Source organism: Pigmentiphaga sp. H8 (genome assembly GCF_003854895.1).
In the GTDB taxonomy this organism is placed as follows: Bacteria; Pseudomonadota; Gammaproteobacteria; order Burkholderiales; family Burkholderiaceae_B; genus Pigmentiphaga.
In genome coordinates this window covers 3,467,923-3,487,598 of the sequence record NZ_CP033966.1, presented here as the reverse complement: position 1 = coordinate 3,487,598, position 19,676 = coordinate 3,467,923, and the positions used below count along the sequence as shown (strand labels likewise).

Here is a 19,676-nt window from a genome sequence, read left to right as displayed (position 1 = left end):
TATTTAACGAGGCAGGAGATAAAAGAATGGCTATCCAAAAGAAAGCTGTGTCCGCGGCTATCGGGGCCGCAGCCCTGGCCAGCGCGGCCGTCCTCGGACCTGCGCAGGCAATGGCGCAGGGCTATCCCACCCGACCGGTCACCATGATCGTCCCGTTTGCCGCCGGCGGTCCCACCGACGTGGTGGCGCGCTCGCTGGCCGAGGCCATGCGCAAGTCGCTGGGCCAGACCGTGGTGGTCGAGAACGTCGGCGGCGCGGGCGGCACCATCGGCACCGCCCGCGTGGCGAAGGCATCGAACGACGGCTATACCATGCTGCTGATGCACATCGGCTTCTCGACCGCGCCCGCCCTGTATCGCAAGCTCAGCTACGACCAGGCCCACGACTTCCAGCCGGTCGGGCTGACCGTCGACGTGCCCATGACCATCATCGCGCGCGAGAACTTCCCGGCGACCAACATCAAGGAATTCCTGACCTACGTGAAGGCCAACGCCAGCAAGCTGTCGATGGCCAATGCCGGCATCGGCTCGGCGTCGCATCTGTGCGGCCTGATGTTCATGAGCACGATAGGCTCCGAGTTCCAGACCATTCCCTACAAGGGAACCGCGCCCGCCATGAACGACCTGCTGGGCAAGCAGGTGGACTTCATGTGCGACCAGACCACCAACACCACGGGGCAGATCAAGGCCGGCAAGGTCAAGGCCTACGCGGTCACCAGCAAGACCCGCGTGCCCAGCCTGCCGGACCTGCCCACGCTGGACGAGTCGGGCCTGAAGGACTTCTCGGTGGGCATCTGGCACGGCTTGTGGGTGCCCAAGGGCACCTCGCCCGAGATCGTCACCAAGCTCCAGACCTCGTTGAAGGCGGGCCTGGATGACCCGGCGTTCAAGCAGCGCATGACCGAACTCGGGGCCATCGTGCTGAACGACAAGGCCACGCCGGCGGCGCTCGACGCGCTGGTGAAGTCCGAAACCGCCAAGTGGGGCGCGGTCATCAAGAAGGCCGGCGTCTACGCCGACTGACCCCGGCTTTCCGGGGCAAATGGGGTGGCTGTCCCGCGGGACGCCGCCCCATTTTGTTGCCTTTTTTGTAATTTTTGCCGTGGCATTTAAATAACGACTTAAAATGTGCGCGCTAAGTCGTTCATTTAATAGAGATTTTTGTCGAAAAATCTGATATGCTGCGGCGCCTGGGCTGAGTCGTTACCGGAGGAAACATGGCGCGCATCAGAAAGAGCATTCTGTCGATTTCACTGCTGTGCGCGCTGACCGCCGGGCTGGCCCTTCCCGCGGTCGCTCCCGTGGCCCACGCCGCCACCACCACGACGTCCAAGAACGCCAAGACCAAGCCGGCGAAGAAAGCCACCGCCAGCAAGACCCGGTCCGCCAAGTCCAAGACCGCCTCCACGACTCGCCACGCCTCCGCCAAGACCACCAAGAAACGCGCCGCCAAGCCTGCCTCCAGGAAAGCCGTTGCCGCCGCCAGCATCCGCCATGCTTCCTACGCACCGTCGTCGGCGGCGCTCGAGGACGCCGACGGCAACCTGTCGCTGCGCTCCAGCGTGGCCTTCGTGCAGGACCTGAATTCCTCCGACGTCCTGTTCGCCAAGAACGAGGGCGCGGTGGCCCCCATCGCGTCCATCACCAAGCTGATGACCGCGCTGGTCGTGGTCGATGCCGGCCAGCCGCTGGACGAGATGATCGAGGTCACGACCGACGACATCGACACGCACAAGTTCACGCATTCCCGCCTGTCGGTCGGCACGCGCCTGTCGCGGGCCGACATGCTCCACCTGGCGCTGATGTCTTCCGAGAACCGCGCCGCCAACGCACTGGGCCGCAACTATCCCGGCGGCCTGCCGGCGTTCGTGCAGGCCATGAACGCGAAGGCCGTGGCGCTGGGCATGCAGGATACGCACTACGTCGAGCCCACGGGCCTGTCGAGCGAGAACGTCTCCAGCGCCCGCGACCTGGTGCGCCTGATGCGCGAAGGCTCGCAGCGTCCGCTGATCCGCCAGTACACCACCGATACCGAGTACTCGGTCGAGGTCGCCGGCCGGCACCAGACCTTCCGTAACACGAATCGCCTGGTGGCGCGTTCCGACTGGAACATCATCGTGTCCAAGACCGGTTTCATCAACGAAGCCGGGCGCTGCCTGGTCATGCTGGCCAACATCGGCGGCCGCGACATGGCCATCGTGCTGCTCGATTCGGTCGGTTCGCTCACGCGCACGGCCGATGCCCAGCGCATCCGCCAGTGGGTCCAGCGCGAGATCGGCGCGCTGTAAGCCCGTCGTTCTTTCGTCCCTGAAAACGCCGCGCTTGCGCGGCGTTTGTTTTTTCGCGCGGCTCAGAGCGTGGCGGGCGCGAACCTTTCCCCGTACAAGGCGAGCAGCCAGTCGATGAAGACCCGCACGCGCGGGGACAACTGGCGGTGTGACGGATAGAGCACCGACAGCGGCAGGCCCGGGCTGGGCCATCCGGCCAGCACCTCCACCAGCCGTCCGTCCCGCAGTTCGTCCAGGACATGGAAGCGCGGCAACTGGATCAGGCCGCAGCCGCGCAGCGCGCACGTCACGTAGTTCTCGGCATCGTTCACCGACATCCAGCCGTCCGGCGCATAGGCGCGGACCTGGCCGTCGACCACCAGTTCCAGCGGATAGTCGGCGGTGCCCTGGCTGGCGAAGAAGCGCACGGCCTGGTGTCCCGCCAGTTCGTCGGGATGGCCGGGCATGCCGAAGCGGGCAAGGTAGGCGGGGCTCGCGCAGACGACCTGAGGCATGATGGCCAGAGGCCGGGCCACCAGGGACGAATCGCGCGGACGGCCCGCCCTTATCACGCAATCGACGCCTTCGCGGACCAGGTCGACCAGCCGGTCGCCGCTGCTGACGACGAGGTCGATGCCCGGGTAGCGGTCGCGGAACCGGTCTATGTTGGGCAGGACGATGCGGGTCGCGTGCGTGCCGTGCATGTCCACGCGCAGGACGCCGCGCGGATTCGACGCCACGTGCAGCAGCGAGGATTCCGCCTCGTCCAGTTCACTCAGCACGTGCACGCAACGTTCGTAGAAGGCCTGGCCATCCAGGGTCGGGCGGACGTGGCGCGTGGTGCGCTCGAGCAGGCGCGTGGCCAGCCTGGCTTCCAGTTCCTTGATGGCGTGGGTGGCCGTGGCCCGGGGGATGCCGAGTGCCATCGCGGCCCGGCTGAAGCTGCCCAGTTCGACGATGCGGGTGAACAGTTGGAGCGATTCGAAGCGGTCCACGGGGATTGTTGTCTGGTGTTGAATTGATATGCCAATTTATCAGGGTTTATCTCAATCCAATAAACAAGAAGAATGCTCGCCATCGTTGCTTCTTCTTTCCAGGAAATTTCATGGGCACAAACATCACCAAGACCGCCATCGTCACCGGGGGCTCGCGAGGCATTGGCCACGCCATTTCCCGCAGGTTGGCGGCCGATGGCTACGCGGTGGTCGTCAACTATGCCGGCAATGCCGCCAAGGCCCGGGAAACCGTGGCCGCGATCGAGGCCGCCGGGGGCCGGGCGCTGGCGGTCCAGGGCGACGTGGGGCGCGAGGACGACGTGGCCGCGCTGTTCGACGGCGCCCGGCAGGCCTATGGCCGGATCGACGTGGTGGTCAACAGCGCGGGCGTGATGCCGATGACGCCGATCGCCCCAGCCAGCCTGGCCGATTTCGACAAGGTGATCGCCACGAATTTGCGCGGCGCCTTTCTGGTGCTGGCACAGGCCGCCGCGCACGTGGGCGAAGGCGGGCGCATCATCGCGCTTTCCACCAGCGTCATCGCGCGCGCCTTCCCGTCCTACGGCCCCTACATCGCCTCCAAGGCGGGGGTCGAGGGGCTGGTGCGGGTGTTGGCGAACGAGCTGCGGGGGCGGGGCGTCACGGTCAATGCGGTAGCGCCGGGGCCGGTCGGCACCGAGTTGTTCTTCAACGGCAAGACGGCCGAGCAGATCGACCAGATCGCGCGGCTGGCGCCGCTGGAGCGCCTGGGCACGCCGCAGGAGATCGCCGCCGCGGTGTCCTTTCTCGCGGGCCCGGACGGCGGCTGGGTCAATGGGCAGGTATTGCGGGCCAACGGCGGTTTCGCCTGAGGCGGACCGGAGCGGCCCGCCCCGCGGGTCAGGCCGCCGATACCGCGTGCGACGGTTCGTAGCCCAGGGCGTCGGAGATCTGGCCCGCGGTGTCCACCAGCGCGTCGATCCAGCCGTCCTGCATGCGGTCCGCCGGCGCCGAGATCGACAGGCCGGCAATCAGCTTGCCGGTGTCGTCATGGACGCCGGCCGCGATGCAGCGCACGCCCATTTCCAGTTCCTCGTTGTCGCGGGCATAGCCCTTGGCGCGTACCTGGTCCAGTTCGCGTTCGAGCTTGGCCAGGTCGGTCAGGCTGTTGCCGGTATGGCCCTGCAGCCCGGTGCGCAGGGCGTAGGCCCGGATCAGGCGGGCATCGTCGGCCGACAGGAACAGCTTGCCGGTGGAGGTCAGGTGCAGCGGTGCGCGGCCGCCGATGGCGCGCACCACCTGCATGCCCGAGCGCTCGCTGTAGGCGCGGTCGATGTAGACGATTTCATCGCCCTGGCGTACCGAGAGGTTGACGGTCTGGCCGGTCAGGCGGTGCAGCATGCGCATGGGCGTGATGGCGGCGTCGCGGACGTTCAGCCGGCCCTTGACCAGGTGGCCCAGTTCCAGCAGCCGCATGCCCAGGCTGTACATGCCGCTGTCGACCCGGTCGACGTAGCGGCCGGCCACCAGGTCGTTCAGGATGCGGTGGGCCGTGGACGGGTGCAGGCCGGTGGCCTGGGACAGCTCTTTCAGGCTGACGGGGTCGGGATGCTCCGCCAGGGCGTCGAGCAGGTGCATGGTGCGCTCGAGCACCTGGATGGCGATCTGCGGCGTGGGGGCTGCGGACGGGGCGATCATGGCCGCGTCGGGGGTCGTGACTCTGGGCATTGTCGTGGTGAGTCTCTACGCGATGAAGCTAGTTTATCCCATATGGTGAAATTTCATAGCTTTATTACACCGCAGATGGGTAGCCTTTCTGCGTTGCAGCAGGCCACTTCTTGTAGGACCAGTATAACGCCTATGCCGTGAATTTCCGCGACGCAGCATCCCTCATTGTCATACAGGGCATCGGGGAATAACCCGAGGTTAGCGCCGAACCCGCGAGACGGCCGCCAGGCAGTCCCCGACCAGCGCCGGACCGCGATAGATGAGGCCGGTGTAAAGCTGGACCGCGTCCGCGCCCGCCGCCAGCTTCTCGGCCGCGTGGCGGCCTTCCAGGATGCCGCCCACGCCGATGATGGCGAGGGCGTCGCCGGCCTGGCGCCGCAGGCGTTCGACCACCCGCAGCGACATTTCCCGCACCGGCGTGCCGGACAGGCCGCCGGCTTCGCCCGCGTGGGGCAGGCCCTGGACGGCATCGCGCGACAGCGTGGTGTTGGTGGCGATGACGCCGTCGATGCCGTGGCGCGGCAGCAGATCGGCGATGGCGTCGATCTGGCTTTCTTCCAGGTCGGGCGCGATCTTGACCGCCAGCGGTACGCGGCGGCCGTGCCGCGCCGCCAGGGTGTCCCGGGCCTGGTCGAGCTGGCGCAGCAGGCTGGAAAGCTCGTCGGCGCCCTGCAGGCTGCGCAGGTTCTGGGTATTGGGCGACGAGATGTTGATGGTGACGTAGTCGGCGTGAGGATAGACGGCCTCGAGCCCGGCCAGGTAGTCGTCGGCCGCCTTGTCGATGGGCGTGTCGGCGTTCTTGCCTATGTTCAGCCCCAGGATGCCGCCGCGCGTGCGGTAGCCGCTGCGCTGGACGTTGGCCAGGAACACGGCCAGCCCGTCGTTGTTGAAGCCCATGCGGTTGATCAGCGCCTCGGCGCGTGGCAGGCGGAACAGGCGGGGCAGCGGGTTGCCGGGCTGGGGCCGGGGCGTGACCGTGCCGATTTCTACGAAGCCGAAGCCCAGGCCGCCCAGCGCGTCGATGTGCGCGCCGTTCTTGTCCAGGCCGGCGGCCAGGCCCACCGCGTTGGGCAGCGTCAGGCCCATGACGGTGACCGGGCGGTCCGGGACGCGGGCGGGGCGTGTCCATCCCATGTCGTGCATGCGTTGCAGCGCGGACAGGGTCAGGGCATGGGCGGTTTCGGGTTCCAGGGCGAACAGGGCTGGACGCAGCAGCGGATAGGCTTGAAAAAACGCGGACATCAGGCGGATGGGGATCAGGAGGTGGAGGACGACGCATCGTCGGGATGGCCGTGGCGGGTGGAGGCGTGCAGGCGGCTGGTGTCGATGACGGCCGGCGCGGCGGGCTGGGCGGCCGGCGGGCCGGCGTACTCGCGCCATTCGCCGTTGACCAGCATTTCCAGCGGCCGGAAGTTCACCTTGTAGGCCATCTTCGGGCTTTGTTCTATCCAGTACCCCAGGTAGAGATGGGGCAGTTCCAGCAGCCGGCATTGCTCGAGCTGCCAGAGTATGTTCCAGGTGCCCAGGCTGCCCTTCATGTCGGGATCGAAGAAGGTGTAGACCGACGACAGTCCGTCGGACAGCACGTCCATGATGGACACCATGCGCAGGCACCCCTGCCGGTCGCGGAATTCGACCAGGCGGGTGTTGACGCGGCTCTGGAGCAGGAACTGGGCGTACTGCTCGCGGCTGTCCTGGTCCATGCCGCCGCCGCGGTGGCGGGTCGACTGGTAGCGCTGGTAGAGCGAGTAGTGTTCGGAGGAATAGGCCAGTTCGGCCACGAAGACCTGCAGGTCGGCGTGGCGTTTCCAGGTGCGGGCCTGGGTGCGGTTGGGCAGGAAGCGGTTCACCGGCACCCGCACCGGCACGCAGGCGCGGCAGCCGTCGCAGTGGGGCCGGTAGGTGAAGACGCCGCTACGGCGAAATCCCATGCGCACCAGCTCGGAGTAGACGTCGGCGTTGATCAGATGGCTGGGCGTGGCCACCTGCGAGCGCGCCATCCGGTCCCCCAGGTAGCTGCACGGGTAGGGAGCGGTCGCATAGAACTGCAGCGCGGCGAAGGGAAGTTCTCGAAGATGCGTCATGCGCGGTTCAGCCGGGATCGGCCGCAGCGTGGGGTGCGTCCAGGTCGACGATCTCGCCGTCGTGGCGCAGCCTGCCCGATCGCCACGGAAGCTCGGGCATCCGGGTGAATTTTACAATCAGGTGCTCGAATTCCGCGCGGGTAATCGTGGCCCCCCCTAACGAGGCCAGATGGCGCGTGTCCTGCTGGCAGTCGATCATCTCCACGCCATGGCGGCGCAGGAAGCGCACCAGGTAGGCCAGCGCGATCTTGGAGCCGTCGGCCACCCGGGTGAACATCGATTCCCCATAGAACATCCTGCCCAGGCTGACGCCGTACAGGCCGCCCACGAGTTCGCCGCCGATCCAGGTCTCGACCGAGTGGACCTGGCCGTGCCGGTGCCAGAGCCGATAGGCCCGCTGCATGGGCAGCGTGATCCAGGTGGCGGGGCGCTCGTCGCTGCGCGGCGCCGCGCAGGCGCGCATGACGTCGTCGAACGCCGTGTCCACCCTGACCTCGATGGCGGGATCGCGCGCGACCTGCCGCAGCTTCTTGCGCAGCGAGTGCGAAGGAGAGAAGCGTTCGGTGAACAGCACCATGCGCGGATCCGGGCTCCACCACAGGATGGGTTCGCCCGGCAGGTACCACGGGAAGACGCCATGCGCGTACGCGGCGCGCAGCCGTTCGATGGACAGGTCGGCGCCCACGGCCAGCAGGCCCGGGGGATCTTCGAGCGCGTGTTCGAGCGGCGGGAAGGGCGTGTCCGGCTCCAGCAGGGCCGGCATGCGCGGACGCGGGGGGCTCAAGGGGCGGGCGTGGAGATCGCGGGAACCGGTTCGGGACCGCGCAGCAGGGTGTCGCTGTGGATCTGGAACGTGCCGCGCGCCCGGTCGGCGAAGAACAACCTGAGCGCGGTCGAGACCGAACGGAAGGCCAGGTCGTCCCAGGGGATCTCGTCCTCGTCGAACAGGCGGGCTTCCAGGCTTTCGGGGCCGGGCTCGAACTCGGCATCGGTCAGGCGCGCGAGATAGAAGATGTGGACCTGGTCCACGTGGGGGATGTCCAGCACCGCGAACAGCGGTCCCATCTCGATGCGGGCGCCGGCTTCTTCCTGGGTTTCGCGGGCCGCGCCCTGGGCAGTGGTCTCGCCCAGCTCCATGAAGCCGGCCGGCAGGGTCCAGTAGCCGTGGCGCGGCTCGATCGCCCGGCGGCACAGCAGCACCTGCTTTTCCCAGACGGGAATGGTCCCCAGCACCATGCGGGGATTCTGGTAGTGGATCGCGCCGCAGTGGTCGCAGAGATCGCGTTCGCGGTTGTCGTCGTCGGGTATGCGGCGGGCCAGCAGGTTGCCGCATTGCGAGCAGTAGCGCTGGGAGCGCGGAGCCGGGAAGTACGTGAGGGCGCGGTCGGAAGCGGTCATGGCGTGTCCAGGGGGCGGAGGCGGCGCTGCGCCCCGGCGGTTGCGGAGATCCGGGAGTCCGTCAAGTATACGAGAGGTGGCCGGGCGAAGCGGGCTGGCGTTCGCAGCCCACCGCGTAGACCACCGAGCGGAAGAACTGGTTCGCCGGATCCCCCGCCACGCGCGAGTGCCAGTACTGGTGCACGTCGATGGACGGGATGCGCAGCGGTAGCCGGACTTTCTTGATCGGCGCGATGGGTTGGAACAGGTGGTAGACCTCGTCCGGAATGATGGCGATCAGGTCGCTGGCGGCCACGATGAAGGGAATCGCGGCCACGTGTTCGGTGGTGAGCCGCACCTGGCTCTGCACGCCGTGCTTGCGCAGCTGGTCGTTGATCCACGCGAAGGTGATGGGCACGGACGGGGACTGGACCTGCGGCGTGCGGCCGAATTCGCGCAGGGTCATGGCGTCGCCGATGCGGGGGTGGTCGCGGCGGGCCACGCAGACGTAGGCGCGGCGGTAGAGATGCTGGCGCAGCAGGGCGTCGTGCGGGCGCGAGACGTGGCCGGCGACGACGTCCAGCTCGCCCGACTCCAGCGCGGCGGCCATGGTGTCGGCCGAGACCTGCGTGGGGGCGAGGCGGGCGTGCGGGGCGACTTCGGCCAGGCGTTTCATCAGCTTGGGCACCAGTACGATGGCGCCGATCTCGTTGACGCCGATGCGGAATTCCCGGTCCGTCAATGCGGGATCGAAGCGGGCCAGCCCGGCGATCTCGGTTTCCACGATGCGCAGCACCCGCGAGGCCGGCTCGGCCAGCCGCTGGGCGAAGGGCGTGGGAGCCATGCGGTTGCCCACGCGGACGAACAGCGGGTCGGCGAAGCGCTTGCGCATGCGGTCGAGGTGGTAGCTCAGCGCCGACTGGGTCAGCCCCAGGCGCTGGGCTGCGCGGGTGACGGTGCCGTCTTCGATCAGCGCCAGCACTGCCCGCAGGTCCGCGATCTGAGGATCCTGGTTATCTGGATTATTCATAACCTATATCAAGGTAATGATCTTTCCAGAGCTTCGCCGAATGCCTAAGCTGCTGTCAATTCAAGAACACAGGAAGGAGACGGCATGGCGGGCGAGACGCTGCTGGAAACCGACGTGCTGGTGATCGGAGCAGGCCCCGTGGGACTGGCGCTGGCCATCGAACTGGGCATGCAGGGCCGCCGCTGTCTGGTGGTGGAGCAGCATGACCGGGTGGGACTCGCGCCCCGCGCCAAGACGACCAACGTGCGTTCGCGCGAACTGATGCGGCGCTGGGGCGTGGCCGGGAAGCTGGCGCAGGTCGCGCCCTTCGGTGTCGATTACCCGTCCAACGTGGTGTTCGCGACCCGGCTGGCCGGCCGGGAACTGGCGCGGTTCGCCAATGCGTTCTATTGCTCGCCCCGGCGCGACGAGCGCTTTCCCGAGCATGCGCAGTGGGTGCCCCAGTACAAGGTGGAGGAGGTGCTGCGCGACCATGCGGAAAGCCTACCGGGCGTGCAACTGCGCTTCTCCACCCGGCTGGAAGATTTCTCGCAGTCCGGCCAGGGGGTCGAGGCCGTGCTGGCGGGGCCGGACGGACCGCTGCGCGTGCGGGCCGCCTACATGGCCGGCGCCGATGGTGCCCGCAGCACCGTGCGTGCGCGGCTGGACGTTCGGATGGAGGGCGTATCCCCGCTTTCCCATCACCGCAACATCATCTTCCACGCCCCGGGGCTGGCTGGCATGCACGGGCTGGGTCCGGCCGTCATGTACTGGCTGGTCAACCCCGAGGCGCCGGCGGTCGTCGCGCCGCTGGACGGCAACGACATGTGGACCTTCGGCTATGCCCGCCGCGACGGCCAGGAGCCGCCCATCGAAGGCCTGATGCGCGCCGCGCTGGGCCTGGACATCCCGATCGACATCCGCCACCGCGACGAATGGACCGCGCATCGCCTGATCGCCACGCGCTATCGCGACGGCAGGGTGTTCCTGGCCGGCGATGCCTGCCACCTGCATCCGCCGTTCGGCGGCCATGGCATGAACATGGGTATCGGCGACGCCGTGGACCTGGGGTGGAAGCTGGCGGCGGCGCTGGACGGCTGGGGCGGGCCGGCGTTGCTGGACAGCTACGAGGCGGAACGCCGCCAGGTGCATCGCCGGGTGGTGGACGAGGCCGTGCACAACCTGTCGCACAGCTCCGGCAGCCTGTGGCGCGAAGGGCTGGAGGACGAGGGGCCGGCCGGGGACGCCGCGCGGCGCGAAGCCGAGCGGGCCATTCTCGTTTCCAAACGCCAGGAGTTCGATTCGCTGGGCGTGGTGCTGGGCAGCCGCTACGAGCGGTCTCCGGTGCTGGCGCATGAGCCGGAGGGGGCGGACGAGCCCTGGGACTCGACGCGCTATGTGCAGACCGCGCGCCCGGGGTGCCGCGCGCCGCATGCCTGGCTGGCGCCGGGTCGCGGCCAGGGCGCGTCCTTGTTCGACCATTTCGCCTTTCGCGGGCTGACGCTGCTGGCGACCCGTCCGGCCGCGCGGGAGGCGGCGCAGGCGCTGGCCGCCCAGGCGGCGGGCGCGGGTATTCCGCTGACGGTGATCGCGCCGCCCGTCGACGGCCTGCGCGAACTGTACGGCGCCGACCTGGCCCTGATCCGGCCGGACCAGTACGTGGCCTGGCGCGGCCACGATCCGGGGGAAGGCGCCGCGGCGCTGGAACTCGCGGCGGGTCGCGCCGCGGTCCACGCCTGAGCGCCGGCGCGCCGCCATCACACAAGAAACCACCCAGGAGACAGACTCATGAACGCATCACGACGCAAATGGATGGCTGCCGGCCTCGCGCTGGCGGCCTGCCTGGCCGGCACGGTCCACGCGGCCTCCTGGCCGACCCGTCCCGTACGGCTGGTCCTGCCGGGGGCGGCCGGGACGGCGCCCGACATCATGGCCCGGCTGCTGGGCGACAAGCTGTCCAAGCTCTGGGGCCAGCCGGTCATCGTCGAGAACAAGCCCGGCGCCGGCGGCCTGGTCGGACTGGCGGCGGTGAAATCGGCCGAGCGCGACGACCACATGTTCGTGTTCACCCCCGCTTCGGTGCTGACGCTCACGCCCTACATGTACAAGAGTTCGCAGGTCGACATCGTCCGCGACTTCCAGCCGGTGGCCATGGTGGGCATCAGCCCCATGATGGCCGCGGTCAGCGCCTCGTCGTCCGCCAATACCCTGGCCGACGTGCTGGCCATGGCGCGCCGCCGGCCGGACAGCTTCGTGGTGTCGACCACCTTCCTGTACTCGGTGCCCAATCTCGCGGTGGACATGCTGTCGCGCGCCGCCGGCGTGCCGCTGCGCGCCGTGCCGTTCTCCAGCAGCTCCCAGAGCATATCGGCCGTGGTCGGCGGCGACGCGCAGATGCTGATCGACGGCGTCCCGCCCATCGAGCCCATGATCAAGGGGGGCCGGCTCAAGCCCGTCGTGATGTTCTCCGACGGACGGGTGCCGAATCGTCCCGACCTGCCCGCCGCATCCGAGACCTATCCCTCGCTGGTCATCAACGGCTGGTTCGCGGTCGTCGCGCCGCAAGGCACGGGCAAGCCGGCCATCGAGCGCGTCAACCGGGACCTGGCCACCGTGCTGGCCGAGCGCGACGTGGTCGACAGGCTCGACACGCTGGGCGTCTACCCCAAGACCATGTCGGTGGACGAGTTCGGCAACTACTGGCGCGACGAACGCACGCGCTGGGAAAAGGTGCTGCGCGATGTGAACGCCCAGCCGGTGCAGCAATAGGAGGCCGGCGTGAGGACAGGATTGGAAGCGGCCTACATCGGCCTGGACAGCACGGCGCCGGCGGCCCTGGGCGCCTATCTGACCGAGGTCGTGGGTTTGATGCCCGGCCAGGCCGCCGCCGACGGTGCCGCCACCTGGCGGGTCGATGGCAAGGCGCAGCGGGTATGGGTGCGCGAAGGCGCGCGCAACGATGCCGCCTGCATCGGCTTCGAAGCGGCCGATGAACAGGTGTATGACCGCGTGCTGGGACGGCTGTCGGCACAGGGGTGGCGCATGCGGCCCGGCACGGCGGCCGAGCGCGCGGCCCGGCGTGTGCGGGACCTGACCGTGATCCAGACCCCTTGGAACGTCCCGCTGGAACTGGTGACGGGGCTGGAGGAGGCGGCGACGCCTTTCGCGAGCCCGCACTTCTCCGAGGGCTTCGTCACGGCGGGGCAGGGCTTCGGCCACTTCGTCTTCGCCGTGGGCAGTGCCGAGGAATACGACGCGGCCCGCCGCTTCGCCATCGACGGCCTGGGCCTCGTCCTGTCGGACTGGCTGCGGCTGCCCATGGGCGAGATCCAGATGCACGTCTCCTTCTTCCATTGCAACCCGCGCCACCATTCGCTGGCCATCGCCTATCTGCCCCGGCCCGAGGTGCCGCAGCGCCTGCATCACGTCAACTTCGAGGTCGCGCACGTGCGCAGCGTGGGCCTGGCCTACGACCGCGCGCTGCGCGCCGGCACGCCGCTCGCCAACACGCTGGGCCAGCACGCCAACGACGGCATGGTCAGCTTCTACAGCCTGGGCCCCGATGGCTGGCGCGTCGAGATCGGCGCCACCGGCCGCACCGTGGGCGAGGACTGGAACGACGTGCGCGAATACGACCGCATCAGCGACTGGGGCCACCTGCCGCCCGACGCACTGGCGCAGGCCCTGGCCGGATCGCCTTCTTCTTCTGCTTGAACAAGGAACCCATGAAACTCGTCACTTTCTCCCATCGCGGCAGGACCTCCATCGGCAAGGTCGAGGGCACGCGGGTGATCGACCTCGCGGCCGCCGATCCGGCGCTGCCCGCCACCATGCGCGGCCTGCTCGCCGGCGGCCGGGGCCTGCTGCAACGCGCGCGCGACGTCGATCCCGAGCGGGCACCGGCCTACCCGCTGGCCGACGTCAGGCTGGAAGCGCCGGTGCCCGATCCCGGCAAATACCTCGCCATCGGCATGAACTATGGCAAGCACGTGATCGAGGCCAAGCGTGCCGGCGTGGATGTGCCCGACAGCCAGGTCTGGTTCAACAAACAGGTCAGCTGCATCAACGGCCCCTACGACCCCGTGCACATGCCGCGCGTGTCCGACAAGCTCGACTACGAAGCCGAGCTGGGCGTGGTGATCGGCACCCGCTGCCGCCATGTGCCGGCGGGGCAGGCCAGGGACGTCATCGCCGGCTACCTCGTCTGCAACGACGTGTCGGTGCGCGACTGGCAGCGGCGTTCGGCCACCATGACCCTGGGCAAGTCCTTCAACACCACCGGTCCCATCGGCCCGTGGATCGTTACCGACGACGAAGTGCCCGATCCGCTGGCGCTGACGCTGCGCATGCGGGTCAACGGCGAAGTGCGCCAGGAGGCCCGCACCGGCGAGATGATCTACAGCATCTACGACCAGATCGCCTACCTGTCCACCGTCATGACGCTGGAGCCCGGCGACATCCTGGCCACCGGCACGCCTTCCGGCGTGGGCGCCGCCATGGATCCGCCTTCCTTCCTCAAGGTCGGCGACGTGATGCGCGTCGAGATCGACGGCATCGGCCATATCGAAAACCGCGTCGTCGCCGAGCCGGCGTAACGCCAGTCCAGGAGCCTCTTCGTGCCCAGAAAAGTCATCATCACCTGCGCTGTTACCGGATCGGTGCACACCCCCAGCATGTCGCCGCACTTGCCCATCACGCCCGACCAGATCGCCGAACAGGCCGTGGACGCGGCGCGGGCCGGCGCGGCCATCCTGCACCTGCACGCCCGCCACGCGGCCGACGGCAGGCCGGCCTTCGAGCCCGCGGTCTACCGGCAATTCCTGCCGCGCATCCATGCCCAGACCGACGCCGTCATCAACATCACCACCGGCGGCTCGCACACCATGACGCTCGAACAGCGCCTGGCCGGCGCCATCGACGCCTCGGCGGAAATGGCCTCGTGCAACATGGGATCGATGAACTTCGCCCTGTTCCCCGTGCTGGACAAGATGAAGGATTTCGATTTTCCCTGGGAGCGCGAGCACCTGGAGAAGACCCGCAACGCCATCTTCCGCAACACCTTCGGCGACATCGAAACCATCTTCGAACAACTGGGGCGGGGGCACGGCACCCGCTTCGAGTTCGAGTGCTACGACGTCGGCCACCTGTACAACCTCAAGCACTTCGTCGACCGCGGCCTGGTGCAAGGGCCGATCTTCCTGCAATTCGTGCTGGGCGTGCTGGGCGGCATAGGCGCCGATCCCGAGAATCTCGTGCACATGAAACGCATCGCCGACAAGCTGTTCGGCGACAGCTACCAATGGTCCGTCCTGGCCGCCGGCCGCCACCAGATGCCGCTGGTCACCCAGGCCGCACTGATGGGCGGCAACGTGCGGGTGGGGCTGGAGGATTCGCTGTCCATCGGACCGGGCGAGATGGCCACCTCCAATGCGCAGCAGGTGGGCAAGATACGCGGGATCCTGGAGTCCTTCGGCTTCGGGATCGCGACGCCCGACGAGGCGCGCGAGATGCTGGGGTTGAAGGGAAGAGGGAAGGTGGCACTGGCGGCGTAAAGCACGGCCGCGCGAGTACGTGTATAATCTTTTTCTTCAGACGCGGGGTGGAGCAGTCTGGCAGCTCGTCGGGCTCATAACCCGAAGGTCACAGGTTCAAATCCTGTCCCCGCAACCAGATAAAAAACGGCCTCGACGCATTGCGTCGAGGCCGTTTTGCTTTGCACTTTCCGTTCAAGGGCGTTTGCTCAAGAACCTCCCTCTCCCATTAGTGCCACAGACCCAGGTCTAGCCTGGAGGTCTGTCACCGTGGCGATGAGACACAAGCCAGCATACTGAAGGTGAAGGCGACGCGTTAGTCATCTTTTTTGTTGATCATGTAATCTTTTTTGTTTACTTTTGTCATGGGTCGACAAACGCGGGGGTGAGGTGAAAGTTAACGAGTTCCGGCGATGGTTAGCTGCCCAGGGCGCCACATTCAAGGAAGGCGCCGGTCACACAAAGGTGTACTACCAGGGCAAGCAGACCACTCTGCCAAGGCACCCAAGCCAGGAGCTTGGGGAAGGGCTGAGAAAGGCGATTCTCAAGCAACTGGGGATCAAGTAATTGAGAGGCCGCAAGGGACTTCCCGAACGCATTTCACCGTACCACCGAACGCAAACGCAAACGCAAAGAGGTAATCAGATGCGCTACGCCGCTCGAATCGAACCGGATGGCAACGTTTTCATGGTGTCGTTCCGCGACATCCCCGAAGCTCTGACGGCTGCGGATACCCGCGAGGAAGCCGAGGCCGCAGCGGCCGATGCATTGCGCACGGCCATGGACTTCTATTTCGAGGATCGACGGGCCGTACCCCTGCCGTCCAAGGCCCAGGCCGGTGAGGTCCTGGTTGAACTACCTGCCAGCCTGTGGGCAAAGGTCCTGCTGCTCAACGAAATGGTCCGCCAGGACGTGGCGCCGGTGGAACTGGCGCGCCGGCTGGGAACGCGCAAGCAGGAAGTCACCCGCATCATGGACCTGGGCCATGCCACCAAGATCGATACCATTGCTGCCGCGCTTGCCAGCCTAGGGCGAGAGCTGAGCTTGTCGGTGCGTTAACAAGCAGGTGAAAGAGATCGTCGGCCGGAGGCGGCGTGGCTCGGGCAAAGAGCTGCCCCGCGCGCAGCGGAGGATATCGACGCCGAGGGCGCGTTTGGTTGAGGGATGCAAAGCAAAACGGCCTCGACGCAATGCGTTCGAGGCCGTTTCTTATCTGGTTGCGGGGACAGGATTTGAACCTGTGACCTTCGGGTTATGAGCCCGACGAGCTGCCAGACTGCTCCACCCCGCGTCTGAAGAAAAAGATTATATCCCTGTCATCTTCCCAATGCAAACTGGAGCGTGGGAAGGTGCCTTCACGCGCGTTTCCTGTCTTCACGGGCGGGCGAAGAAGAAATGTCCGCGACCCGCTGCCTCCATGCTCTTGCCGGCTGCGCGCGGAAGAATGCCGTGTGCTCGGTCAGGTGCTCCGCGGCTTCCTCCAGCCAGCGGGCGGCAGGCACGGCGGCGGAGGCGTCGGCCGCGCGGGCCCGGTTGGCGTAGTTGCGCAGCGTCGCGCCGGCATCGTGCGGCGTGGGCAGCGGTTTGCTCATCGCGCGCAAGGCCTGGCCTATCCACGGCGCTTCCGGCGCATCGGGCCGCCGGTCGAGCAAATGGCCCATGCGCGCCAGCGCGTGGCCCAGCGATAGCGCCGCCAGCGCGCCGTCGGCGGTGGCGGCCTCCGTGCTGGTGCGGGCGATCAGCGCCAGGACCAGGAAACGCAGGCGGGCCAGGTGGCGTGCCGCGCGCATGGGCGTACCGGCCCACTGCGCGATGGCGGCGATCTCGGTGCGTATGGCGCGATGCAGGTGCCGGCGGCGGCGCAGGGTGGTCATCGGGATCAGCCACCGGTAGGCGGCGTAGCTGCAGGCGATGCCTGCCAGCAGCATGAGCTCGACCGTAAGCAGCGCCATCGGTTCGGCGGGTTCGGTATTGACCGGTTGCGCCAGCACCGCGAACAGCATGTTGAAGGCCAGGCCGATGAAGGCCGTGCCGCGATGCGCCTGGGCGGTGGCGGCGGCCAGGATGAGCGGCGAAGCCAGGGCCAGCGACAGCCAGGGATGGGGCACGATGGGAGCGATGCCCACGCGCCACGCGAAGGCCGCGACCGCCGCCGCGGAGGCGCCGGCCAATACGCGCCGCATGAGCGGCACCGGTTCGTCGACCGGGGCGAACAGAGCGGTGAAGATGCACGCGCCCAGCATCAGGTAGCGCAGCGGTTCCCAGCCGGATGCCAGCCACGCCCCCGCGGCAAGCGCCGAGACGGCCACGCCCCGCCAGGCGGCGATGCGCACGCCGGCGATATCCGGATGGGCGGCGGTGGGCGAAGGAGAGGGTTCCGGCAGGGTCGCCGCCATGTTCCGGTAGCTCGCGGTGATGGCCGCAAGCGCCTGTTCGAACTCGTCCAGGCAGGTGTCGAACAGCGGATCGGCGCCGCGCAGGCGGCGGGTCGCGGTGCGGACGATGGCCAGCGAGGACCCGTGTCCCGCCTGGATGGTCTCGGCCAGGTCGTCCAGGCTGGCCCGCAACTGGTCCAGGTCTTCCGCGTGGCGCCGCGCCAGCGCCTGCGCGTGCTGGCGCAGCGCCGGCATGATGGCGATCAGGTCGAGCAGTCCCGCCAGCAAGCCGCGCATGGGCTTGAGCCGGCGCCGCTGGGACAGGGATCCGGCCGTCGTGTCCTCGGCGGTGGTTTCCAGTTCGGCCAGCGCGGCGACGAGCTTGCGCGCGCGCGGCGCGGTGTCGGGAATCGGGTCCGGCCCAAGCTGGCGGGCGGCGTGGCCCAGCGTCGCGCAGAGCAGGTCGCGGGTCTTCTCCAGCAGGGCGGTCGCGGGAGAGGGCGCGTTCCACAGCGCGATGACAAGCAGCGAAGCGGCGATGCCTATCATGTTGTCGAGCACGCGTGCCGCCGCGAAGGCGGCTGTGTCGATCGGCGTGCCGGCCGTCAGCACGACGATGACGGCGGTGGTCAGTCCGCACAGGGCAGCGCCATAGGCGCGCTGGTGCCGCAGCAGGTTGCTGGCGCCGCAGCACAGCCCCATCCACACACATAGCGCGGTCAGCAGCAGGGCCGGGGCGCCGCCCGTCAGCGCGGTCAGCCCGACGGCCGCCAGGCCGCCGGCCAGGGTGCCGAGCCATTGCATCAGGCTGCGTTCGAGCAGCAGTCCGCGCGTGGGCTGGCCTATCATCCAGACGGCCATGGCCGCCCACCAGGGGTTGGCGATGGAGAAGGCGGTCGCGGCCGCCATGGCCAGTATCGAGGCGGCGGCCAGCCTTAGCGCGAAGCTGCGCGAGGCGGGGTGGCGAAGAGCGGGAAACAGGAGGGAAGGCTGGATGTGCATCGATGGCCCGTTGAAACTGAGCCTCCTCCAGCTCTGCCGGATCGTGGTGTCCGGCTTTGCGGTGCCGTCCAGGCGGACCGCGGGACGATTATAGAGGCTCGGGCCCCGTCGTCATATTTCGGCCCCTGGCGCGGGGCTCAGACCTCGGACAGCACGATGCAGTCGCGGCCCCGCCGCTTGGCCTCGAGCAGCGCGGCGTCCGCCCGCTCGATGGTGTCGGAGTAGTGTTCGCCGTGGCGATAGGCGCTTATGCCCACGCTGGCGCTGATGGACTGTCCGACGTCCGGCACGCCGGCGTGTTCGCGGATGCGGGTGCAGACCCGCTGCGACAGCGCCTGGGCCGACACCAGGGTCGTGCCGGGCATGATCATCATGAATTCCTCGCCACCCCAGCGTCCGCACAGGTCGTACTCGCGCAGGGAGCTTTGCAGGATGCGGCCCACTTCGATCAGGGCGCGGTCGCCGGCGGCATGCCCGAGCGTGTCGTTGATGCGCTTGAAGTGGTCGATGTCCAGCATGGCGATGGTGTACGGCTGGCCCGAGCGCGAGGCGCGCTGGCTTTCTTCCTTCAGCCGGTGCATCAGGTGCCGGCGGTTGGCCAGGCCGGTCAGGACGTCGCGGTTGGAGGCGTCGCTCAGGGCGACGTTCAGGTCCTGCATCATGCGCTGGTAGTGGTCGGAGATGCGTGCCAGCTTCTCGAGCTTGCGCAATTGTTTCTGGAACCGCCCGTCCAGGTCGTTCTCGCGCTCCTTGACCAGGGCCTGGTAGCCGTCGGAGATGTGGGTGACGCGCTCCAGCCGGGTGGTCTGGTCGAGGAGGGCGCGCCAGACTTCATCAAGGGCTCCGCGCAGCGGATGGTCCTGGTATTCCGGCTGGGCCAGCAACTGCTCGATGCGCCGGCCGAGGTCCTCGATGTCGCGTTTCATGGTCGTGAAGGTCAGTCGTGAGCGACGATGGCGAAAGGAAAGCTGCAGTCTTCCTTGAATTCCTCGGCCAGCTCGGCTACCCGTTCGTTACGTCTATCGTAATGCCAGTTGACCGAGACCGGGTGGCCGCCGCCGTGCGCCTCCTCCAGCAGGTCGAACACGTCCATGATGGCGCGGACGCTGCTGGTGTTCAGGTAGAGCAAATGCAGTTCCAGCGACAGGGGACGCTTGGACTCGGCCAGGAAGCGCTCGACCCAGTCGATGACCTGGTTGAACAGGTCGAAGGAATTTTCCGGATAGGAATCGCCGGTCATGGTCAGGACGCCGGCGTCCCAGTCGCCGGAAATGGCGGGAGTGGACTGGCTGCCTGTAATCGTGAGGTTGCTCATGATGCTGGTACTCGT

At 67.8% G+C, this 19,676-nt stretch carries 20 protein-coding genes and 2 tRNA genes; 11 read left to right on the top strand and 11 right to left on the bottom strand.

Translation table 11 applies throughout. From position 1 onward, the window contains the following. Positions 1-26: 26 nt before the first annotated feature. Both EGT29_RS16490 and pbpG read left to right on the top strand, forming a co-directional pair. On the top strand, positions 27-1,022 hold the full coding sequence (locus EGT29_RS16490; protein ID WP_124690001.1) for a tripartite tricarboxylate transporter substrate binding protein BugD: 996 nt from the start codon (positions 27-29) through the stop codon (positions 1,020-1,022). A gap of 194 nt (positions 1,023-1,216) precedes the next feature. Then, on the top strand, positions 1,217-2,287 hold the full coding sequence (gene pbpG, locus EGT29_RS16485; RefSeq protein WP_124690000.1) for a D-alanyl-D-alanine endopeptidase: 1,071 nt from the start codon (positions 1,217-1,219) through the stop codon (positions 2,285-2,287). 62 nt (positions 2,288-2,349) lie between these two features. Here the strand turns inward: pbpG and EGT29_RS16480 are convergent, their stop codons facing one another. After that, positions 2,350-3,261 (bottom strand): LysR family transcriptional regulator, encoded by a 912-nt coding sequence (locus EGT29_RS16480; protein ID WP_124689999.1) that lies wholly within the window; start codon positions 3,259-3,261, stop codon positions 2,350-2,352. A gap of 110 nt (positions 3,262-3,371) precedes the next feature. Between EGT29_RS16480 and EGT29_RS16475 the strand changes: the two genes are divergently transcribed. Continuing rightward, complete coding sequence (locus tag EGT29_RS16475; protein ID WP_124689998.1) at positions 3,372-4,112, top strand: SDR family oxidoreductase; 741 nt, start codon at positions 3,372-3,374, stop codon at positions 4,110-4,112. Positions 4,113-4,140: 28 nt separating this feature from the next. Here EGT29_RS16475 and EGT29_RS16470 read toward each other — a convergent pair whose 3' ends face one another. The 6 genes from EGT29_RS16470 to EGT29_RS16445 form a co-directional block, all read right to left on the bottom strand. Continuing rightward, on the bottom strand, positions 4,141-4,968 hold the full coding sequence (locus EGT29_RS16470; RefSeq protein WP_124689997.1) for an IclR family transcriptional regulator: 828 nt from the start codon (positions 4,966-4,968) through the stop codon (positions 4,141-4,143). A 198-nt stretch (positions 4,969-5,166) separates the two neighbouring features. Then, positions 5,167-6,210, bottom strand: a complete 1,044-nt coding sequence (locus EGT29_RS16465; protein ID WP_124689996.1) for a quinone-dependent dihydroorotate dehydrogenase — start codon at positions 6,208-6,210, stop codon at positions 5,167-5,169. 14 nt (positions 6,211-6,224) lie between these two features. Beyond that, on the bottom strand, positions 6,225-7,052 hold the full coding sequence (locus EGT29_RS16460; RefSeq protein WP_124689995.1) for an arginyltransferase: 828 nt from the start codon (positions 7,050-7,052) through the stop codon (positions 6,225-6,227). A gap of 7 nt (positions 7,053-7,059) precedes the next feature. Next, positions 7,060-7,815, bottom strand: a complete 756-nt coding sequence (aat, locus tag EGT29_RS16455) for a leucyl/phenylalanyl-tRNA--protein transferase (RefSeq protein ID WP_124689994.1) — start codon at positions 7,813-7,815, stop codon at positions 7,060-7,062. 17 nt (positions 7,816-7,832) lie between these two features. After that, positions 7,833-8,450: an NUDIX hydrolase gene (locus EGT29_RS16450; protein WP_124689993.1), complete on the bottom strand. Its 618-nt coding sequence runs from the start codon at positions 8,448-8,450 to the stop codon at positions 7,833-7,835. Positions 8,451-8,511: 61 nt separating this feature from the next. Then, positions 8,512-9,459, bottom strand: coding sequence for a LysR family transcriptional regulator (locus EGT29_RS16445; RefSeq protein ID WP_124689992.1), 948 nt, complete (start codon positions 9,457-9,459; stop codon positions 8,512-8,514). Positions 9,460-9,543: 84 nt separating this feature from the next. On the opposite strand from EGT29_RS16445, the gene EGT29_RS16440 reads away from it, so the two are divergent. The 8 genes from EGT29_RS16440 to EGT29_RS16405 all read left to right on the top strand — a co-directional run bounded on the left by EGT29_RS16440 (position 9,544) and on the right by EGT29_RS16405 (position 16,028). Continuing rightward, entirely contained in the window at positions 9,544-11,178 is a 1,635-nt protein-coding gene (locus tag EGT29_RS16440; RefSeq protein WP_124689991.1) for an FAD-dependent monooxygenase, read from the top strand. A gap of 48 nt (positions 11,179-11,226) precedes the next feature. Next, on the top strand, positions 11,227-12,207 hold the full coding sequence (locus EGT29_RS16435; RefSeq protein ID WP_124689990.1) for a tripartite tricarboxylate transporter substrate binding protein: 981 nt from the start codon (positions 11,227-11,229) through the stop codon (positions 12,205-12,207). A 9-nt stretch (positions 12,208-12,216) separates the two neighbouring features. Beyond that, on the top strand, positions 12,217-13,152 hold the full coding sequence (locus tag EGT29_RS16430) for a VOC family protein (protein WP_124689989.1): 936 nt from the start codon (positions 12,217-12,219) through the stop codon (positions 13,150-13,152). Between the two features lie 11 nt (positions 13,153-13,163). Then, positions 13,164-14,033 (top strand): fumarylacetoacetate hydrolase family protein, encoded by an 870-nt coding sequence (locus EGT29_RS16425; protein WP_124689988.1) that lies wholly within the window; start codon positions 13,164-13,166, stop codon positions 14,031-14,033. 21 nt (positions 14,034-14,054) lie between these two features. Next, on the top strand, positions 14,055-14,990 hold the full coding sequence (locus EGT29_RS16420) for a 3-keto-5-aminohexanoate cleavage protein (protein ID WP_124689987.1): 936 nt from the start codon (positions 14,055-14,057) through the stop codon (positions 14,988-14,990). Between the two features lie 41 nt (positions 14,991-15,031). Further along, positions 15,032-15,108, top strand: a tRNA-Met gene (locus tag EGT29_RS16415). Positions 15,109-15,359: 251 nt separating this feature from the next. Then, positions 15,360-15,536 (top strand): type II toxin-antitoxin system HicA family toxin, encoded by a 177-nt coding sequence (locus EGT29_RS16410; RefSeq protein ID WP_124689986.1) that lies wholly within the window; start codon positions 15,360-15,362, stop codon positions 15,534-15,536. A 78-nt stretch (positions 15,537-15,614) separates the two neighbouring features. Further along, positions 15,615-16,028: a type II toxin-antitoxin system HicB family antitoxin gene (locus EGT29_RS16405; protein WP_124689985.1), complete on the top strand. Its 414-nt coding sequence runs from the start codon at positions 15,615-15,617 to the stop codon at positions 16,026-16,028. A gap of 155 nt (positions 16,029-16,183) precedes the next feature. On the opposite strand, the gene EGT29_RS16400 is transcribed toward EGT29_RS16405, so the two are convergent. From EGT29_RS16400 to siaC, 4 genes are all read right to left on the bottom strand, one after another. Next, positions 16,184-16,260, bottom strand: a tRNA-Met gene (locus EGT29_RS16400). Between the two features lie 64 nt (positions 16,261-16,324). Then, on the bottom strand, positions 16,325-18,346 hold the full coding sequence (locus tag EGT29_RS16395; protein ID WP_124689984.1) for an FUSC family protein: 2,022 nt from the start codon (positions 18,344-18,346) through the stop codon (positions 16,325-16,327). A gap of 137 nt (positions 18,347-18,483) precedes the next feature. Continuing rightward, positions 18,484-19,272 carry a biofilm regulation diguanylate cyclase SiaD gene (gene siaD, locus EGT29_RS16390; protein WP_124689983.1) on the bottom strand — a complete coding sequence of 263 codons (789 nt, stop codon included), beginning with the start codon at positions 19,270-19,272 and terminating at the stop codon, positions 18,484-18,486. Positions 19,273-19,283: 11 nt separating this feature from the next. After that, positions 19,284-19,661 (bottom strand): biofilm regulation phosphoprotein SiaC, encoded by a 378-nt coding sequence (gene siaC / locus EGT29_RS16385; protein ID WP_124689982.1) that lies wholly within the window; start codon positions 19,659-19,661, stop codon positions 19,284-19,286. Between the last annotated feature and the right edge of the window lie 15 nt (positions 19,662-19,676).

Bases quoted from the DNA above. Each gene is read 5' to 3' on its own strand.
- EGT29_RS16490 (WP_124690001.1), top strand. From the start codon at position 27: ATGGCTATCCAAAAGAAAGCTGTGTCCGCGGCTATCGGGGCCGCAGCC.
- pbpG (WP_124690000.1), top strand. From the start codon at position 1,217: ATGGCGCGCATCAGAAAGAGCATTCTGTCGATTTCACTGCTGTGCGCG.
- EGT29_RS16475 (WP_124689998.1), top strand. From the start codon at position 3,372: ATGGGCACAAACATCACCAAGACCGCCATCGTCACCGGGGGCTCGCGA.
- EGT29_RS16470 (WP_124689997.1), bottom strand. From the start codon at position 4,968: ATGCCCAGAGTCACGACCCCCGACGCGGCCATGATCGCCCCGTCCGCA.
- EGT29_RS16465 (WP_124689996.1), bottom strand. From the start codon at position 6,210: ATGTCCGCGTTTTTTCAAGCCTATCCGCTGCTGCGTCCAGCCCTGTTC.
- EGT29_RS16460 (WP_124689995.1), bottom strand. From the start codon at position 7,052: ATGACGCATCTTCGAGAACTTCCCTTCGCCGCGCTGCAGTTCTATGCG.
- aat (WP_124689994.1), bottom strand. From the start codon at position 7,815: ATGCCGGCCCTGCTGGAGCCGGACACGCCCTTCCCGCCGCTCGAACAC.
- EGT29_RS16450 (WP_124689993.1), bottom strand. From the start codon at position 8,450: ATGACCGCTTCCGACCGCGCCCTCACGTACTTCCCGGCTCCGCGCTCC.
- EGT29_RS16445 (WP_124689992.1), bottom strand. From the start codon at position 9,459: ATGAATAATCCAGATAACCAGGATCCTCAGATCGCGGACCTGCGGGCA.
- EGT29_RS16440 (WP_124689991.1), top strand. From the start codon at position 9,544: ATGGCGGGCGAGACGCTGCTGGAAACCGACGTGCTGGTGATCGGAGCA.
- EGT29_RS16435 (WP_124689990.1), top strand. From the start codon at position 11,227: ATGAACGCATCACGACGCAAATGGATGGCTGCCGGCCTCGCGCTGGCG.
- EGT29_RS16425 (WP_124689988.1), top strand. From the start codon at position 13,164: ATGAAACTCGTCACTTTCTCCCATCGCGGCAGGACCTCCATCGGCAAG.
- EGT29_RS16405 (WP_124689985.1), top strand. From the start codon at position 15,615: ATGCGCTACGCCGCTCGAATCGAACCGGATGGCAACGTTTTCATGGTG.
- EGT29_RS16395 (WP_124689984.1), bottom strand. From the start codon at position 18,346: ATGCACATCCAGCCTTCCCTCCTGTTTCCCGCTCTTCGCCACCCCGCC.
- siaD (WP_124689983.1), bottom strand. From the start codon at position 19,272: ATGAAACGCGACATCGAGGACCTCGGCCGGCGCATCGAGCAGTTGCTG.
- siaC (WP_124689982.1), bottom strand. From the start codon at position 19,661: ATGAGCAACCTCACGATTACAGGCAGCCAGTCCACTCCCGCCATTTCC.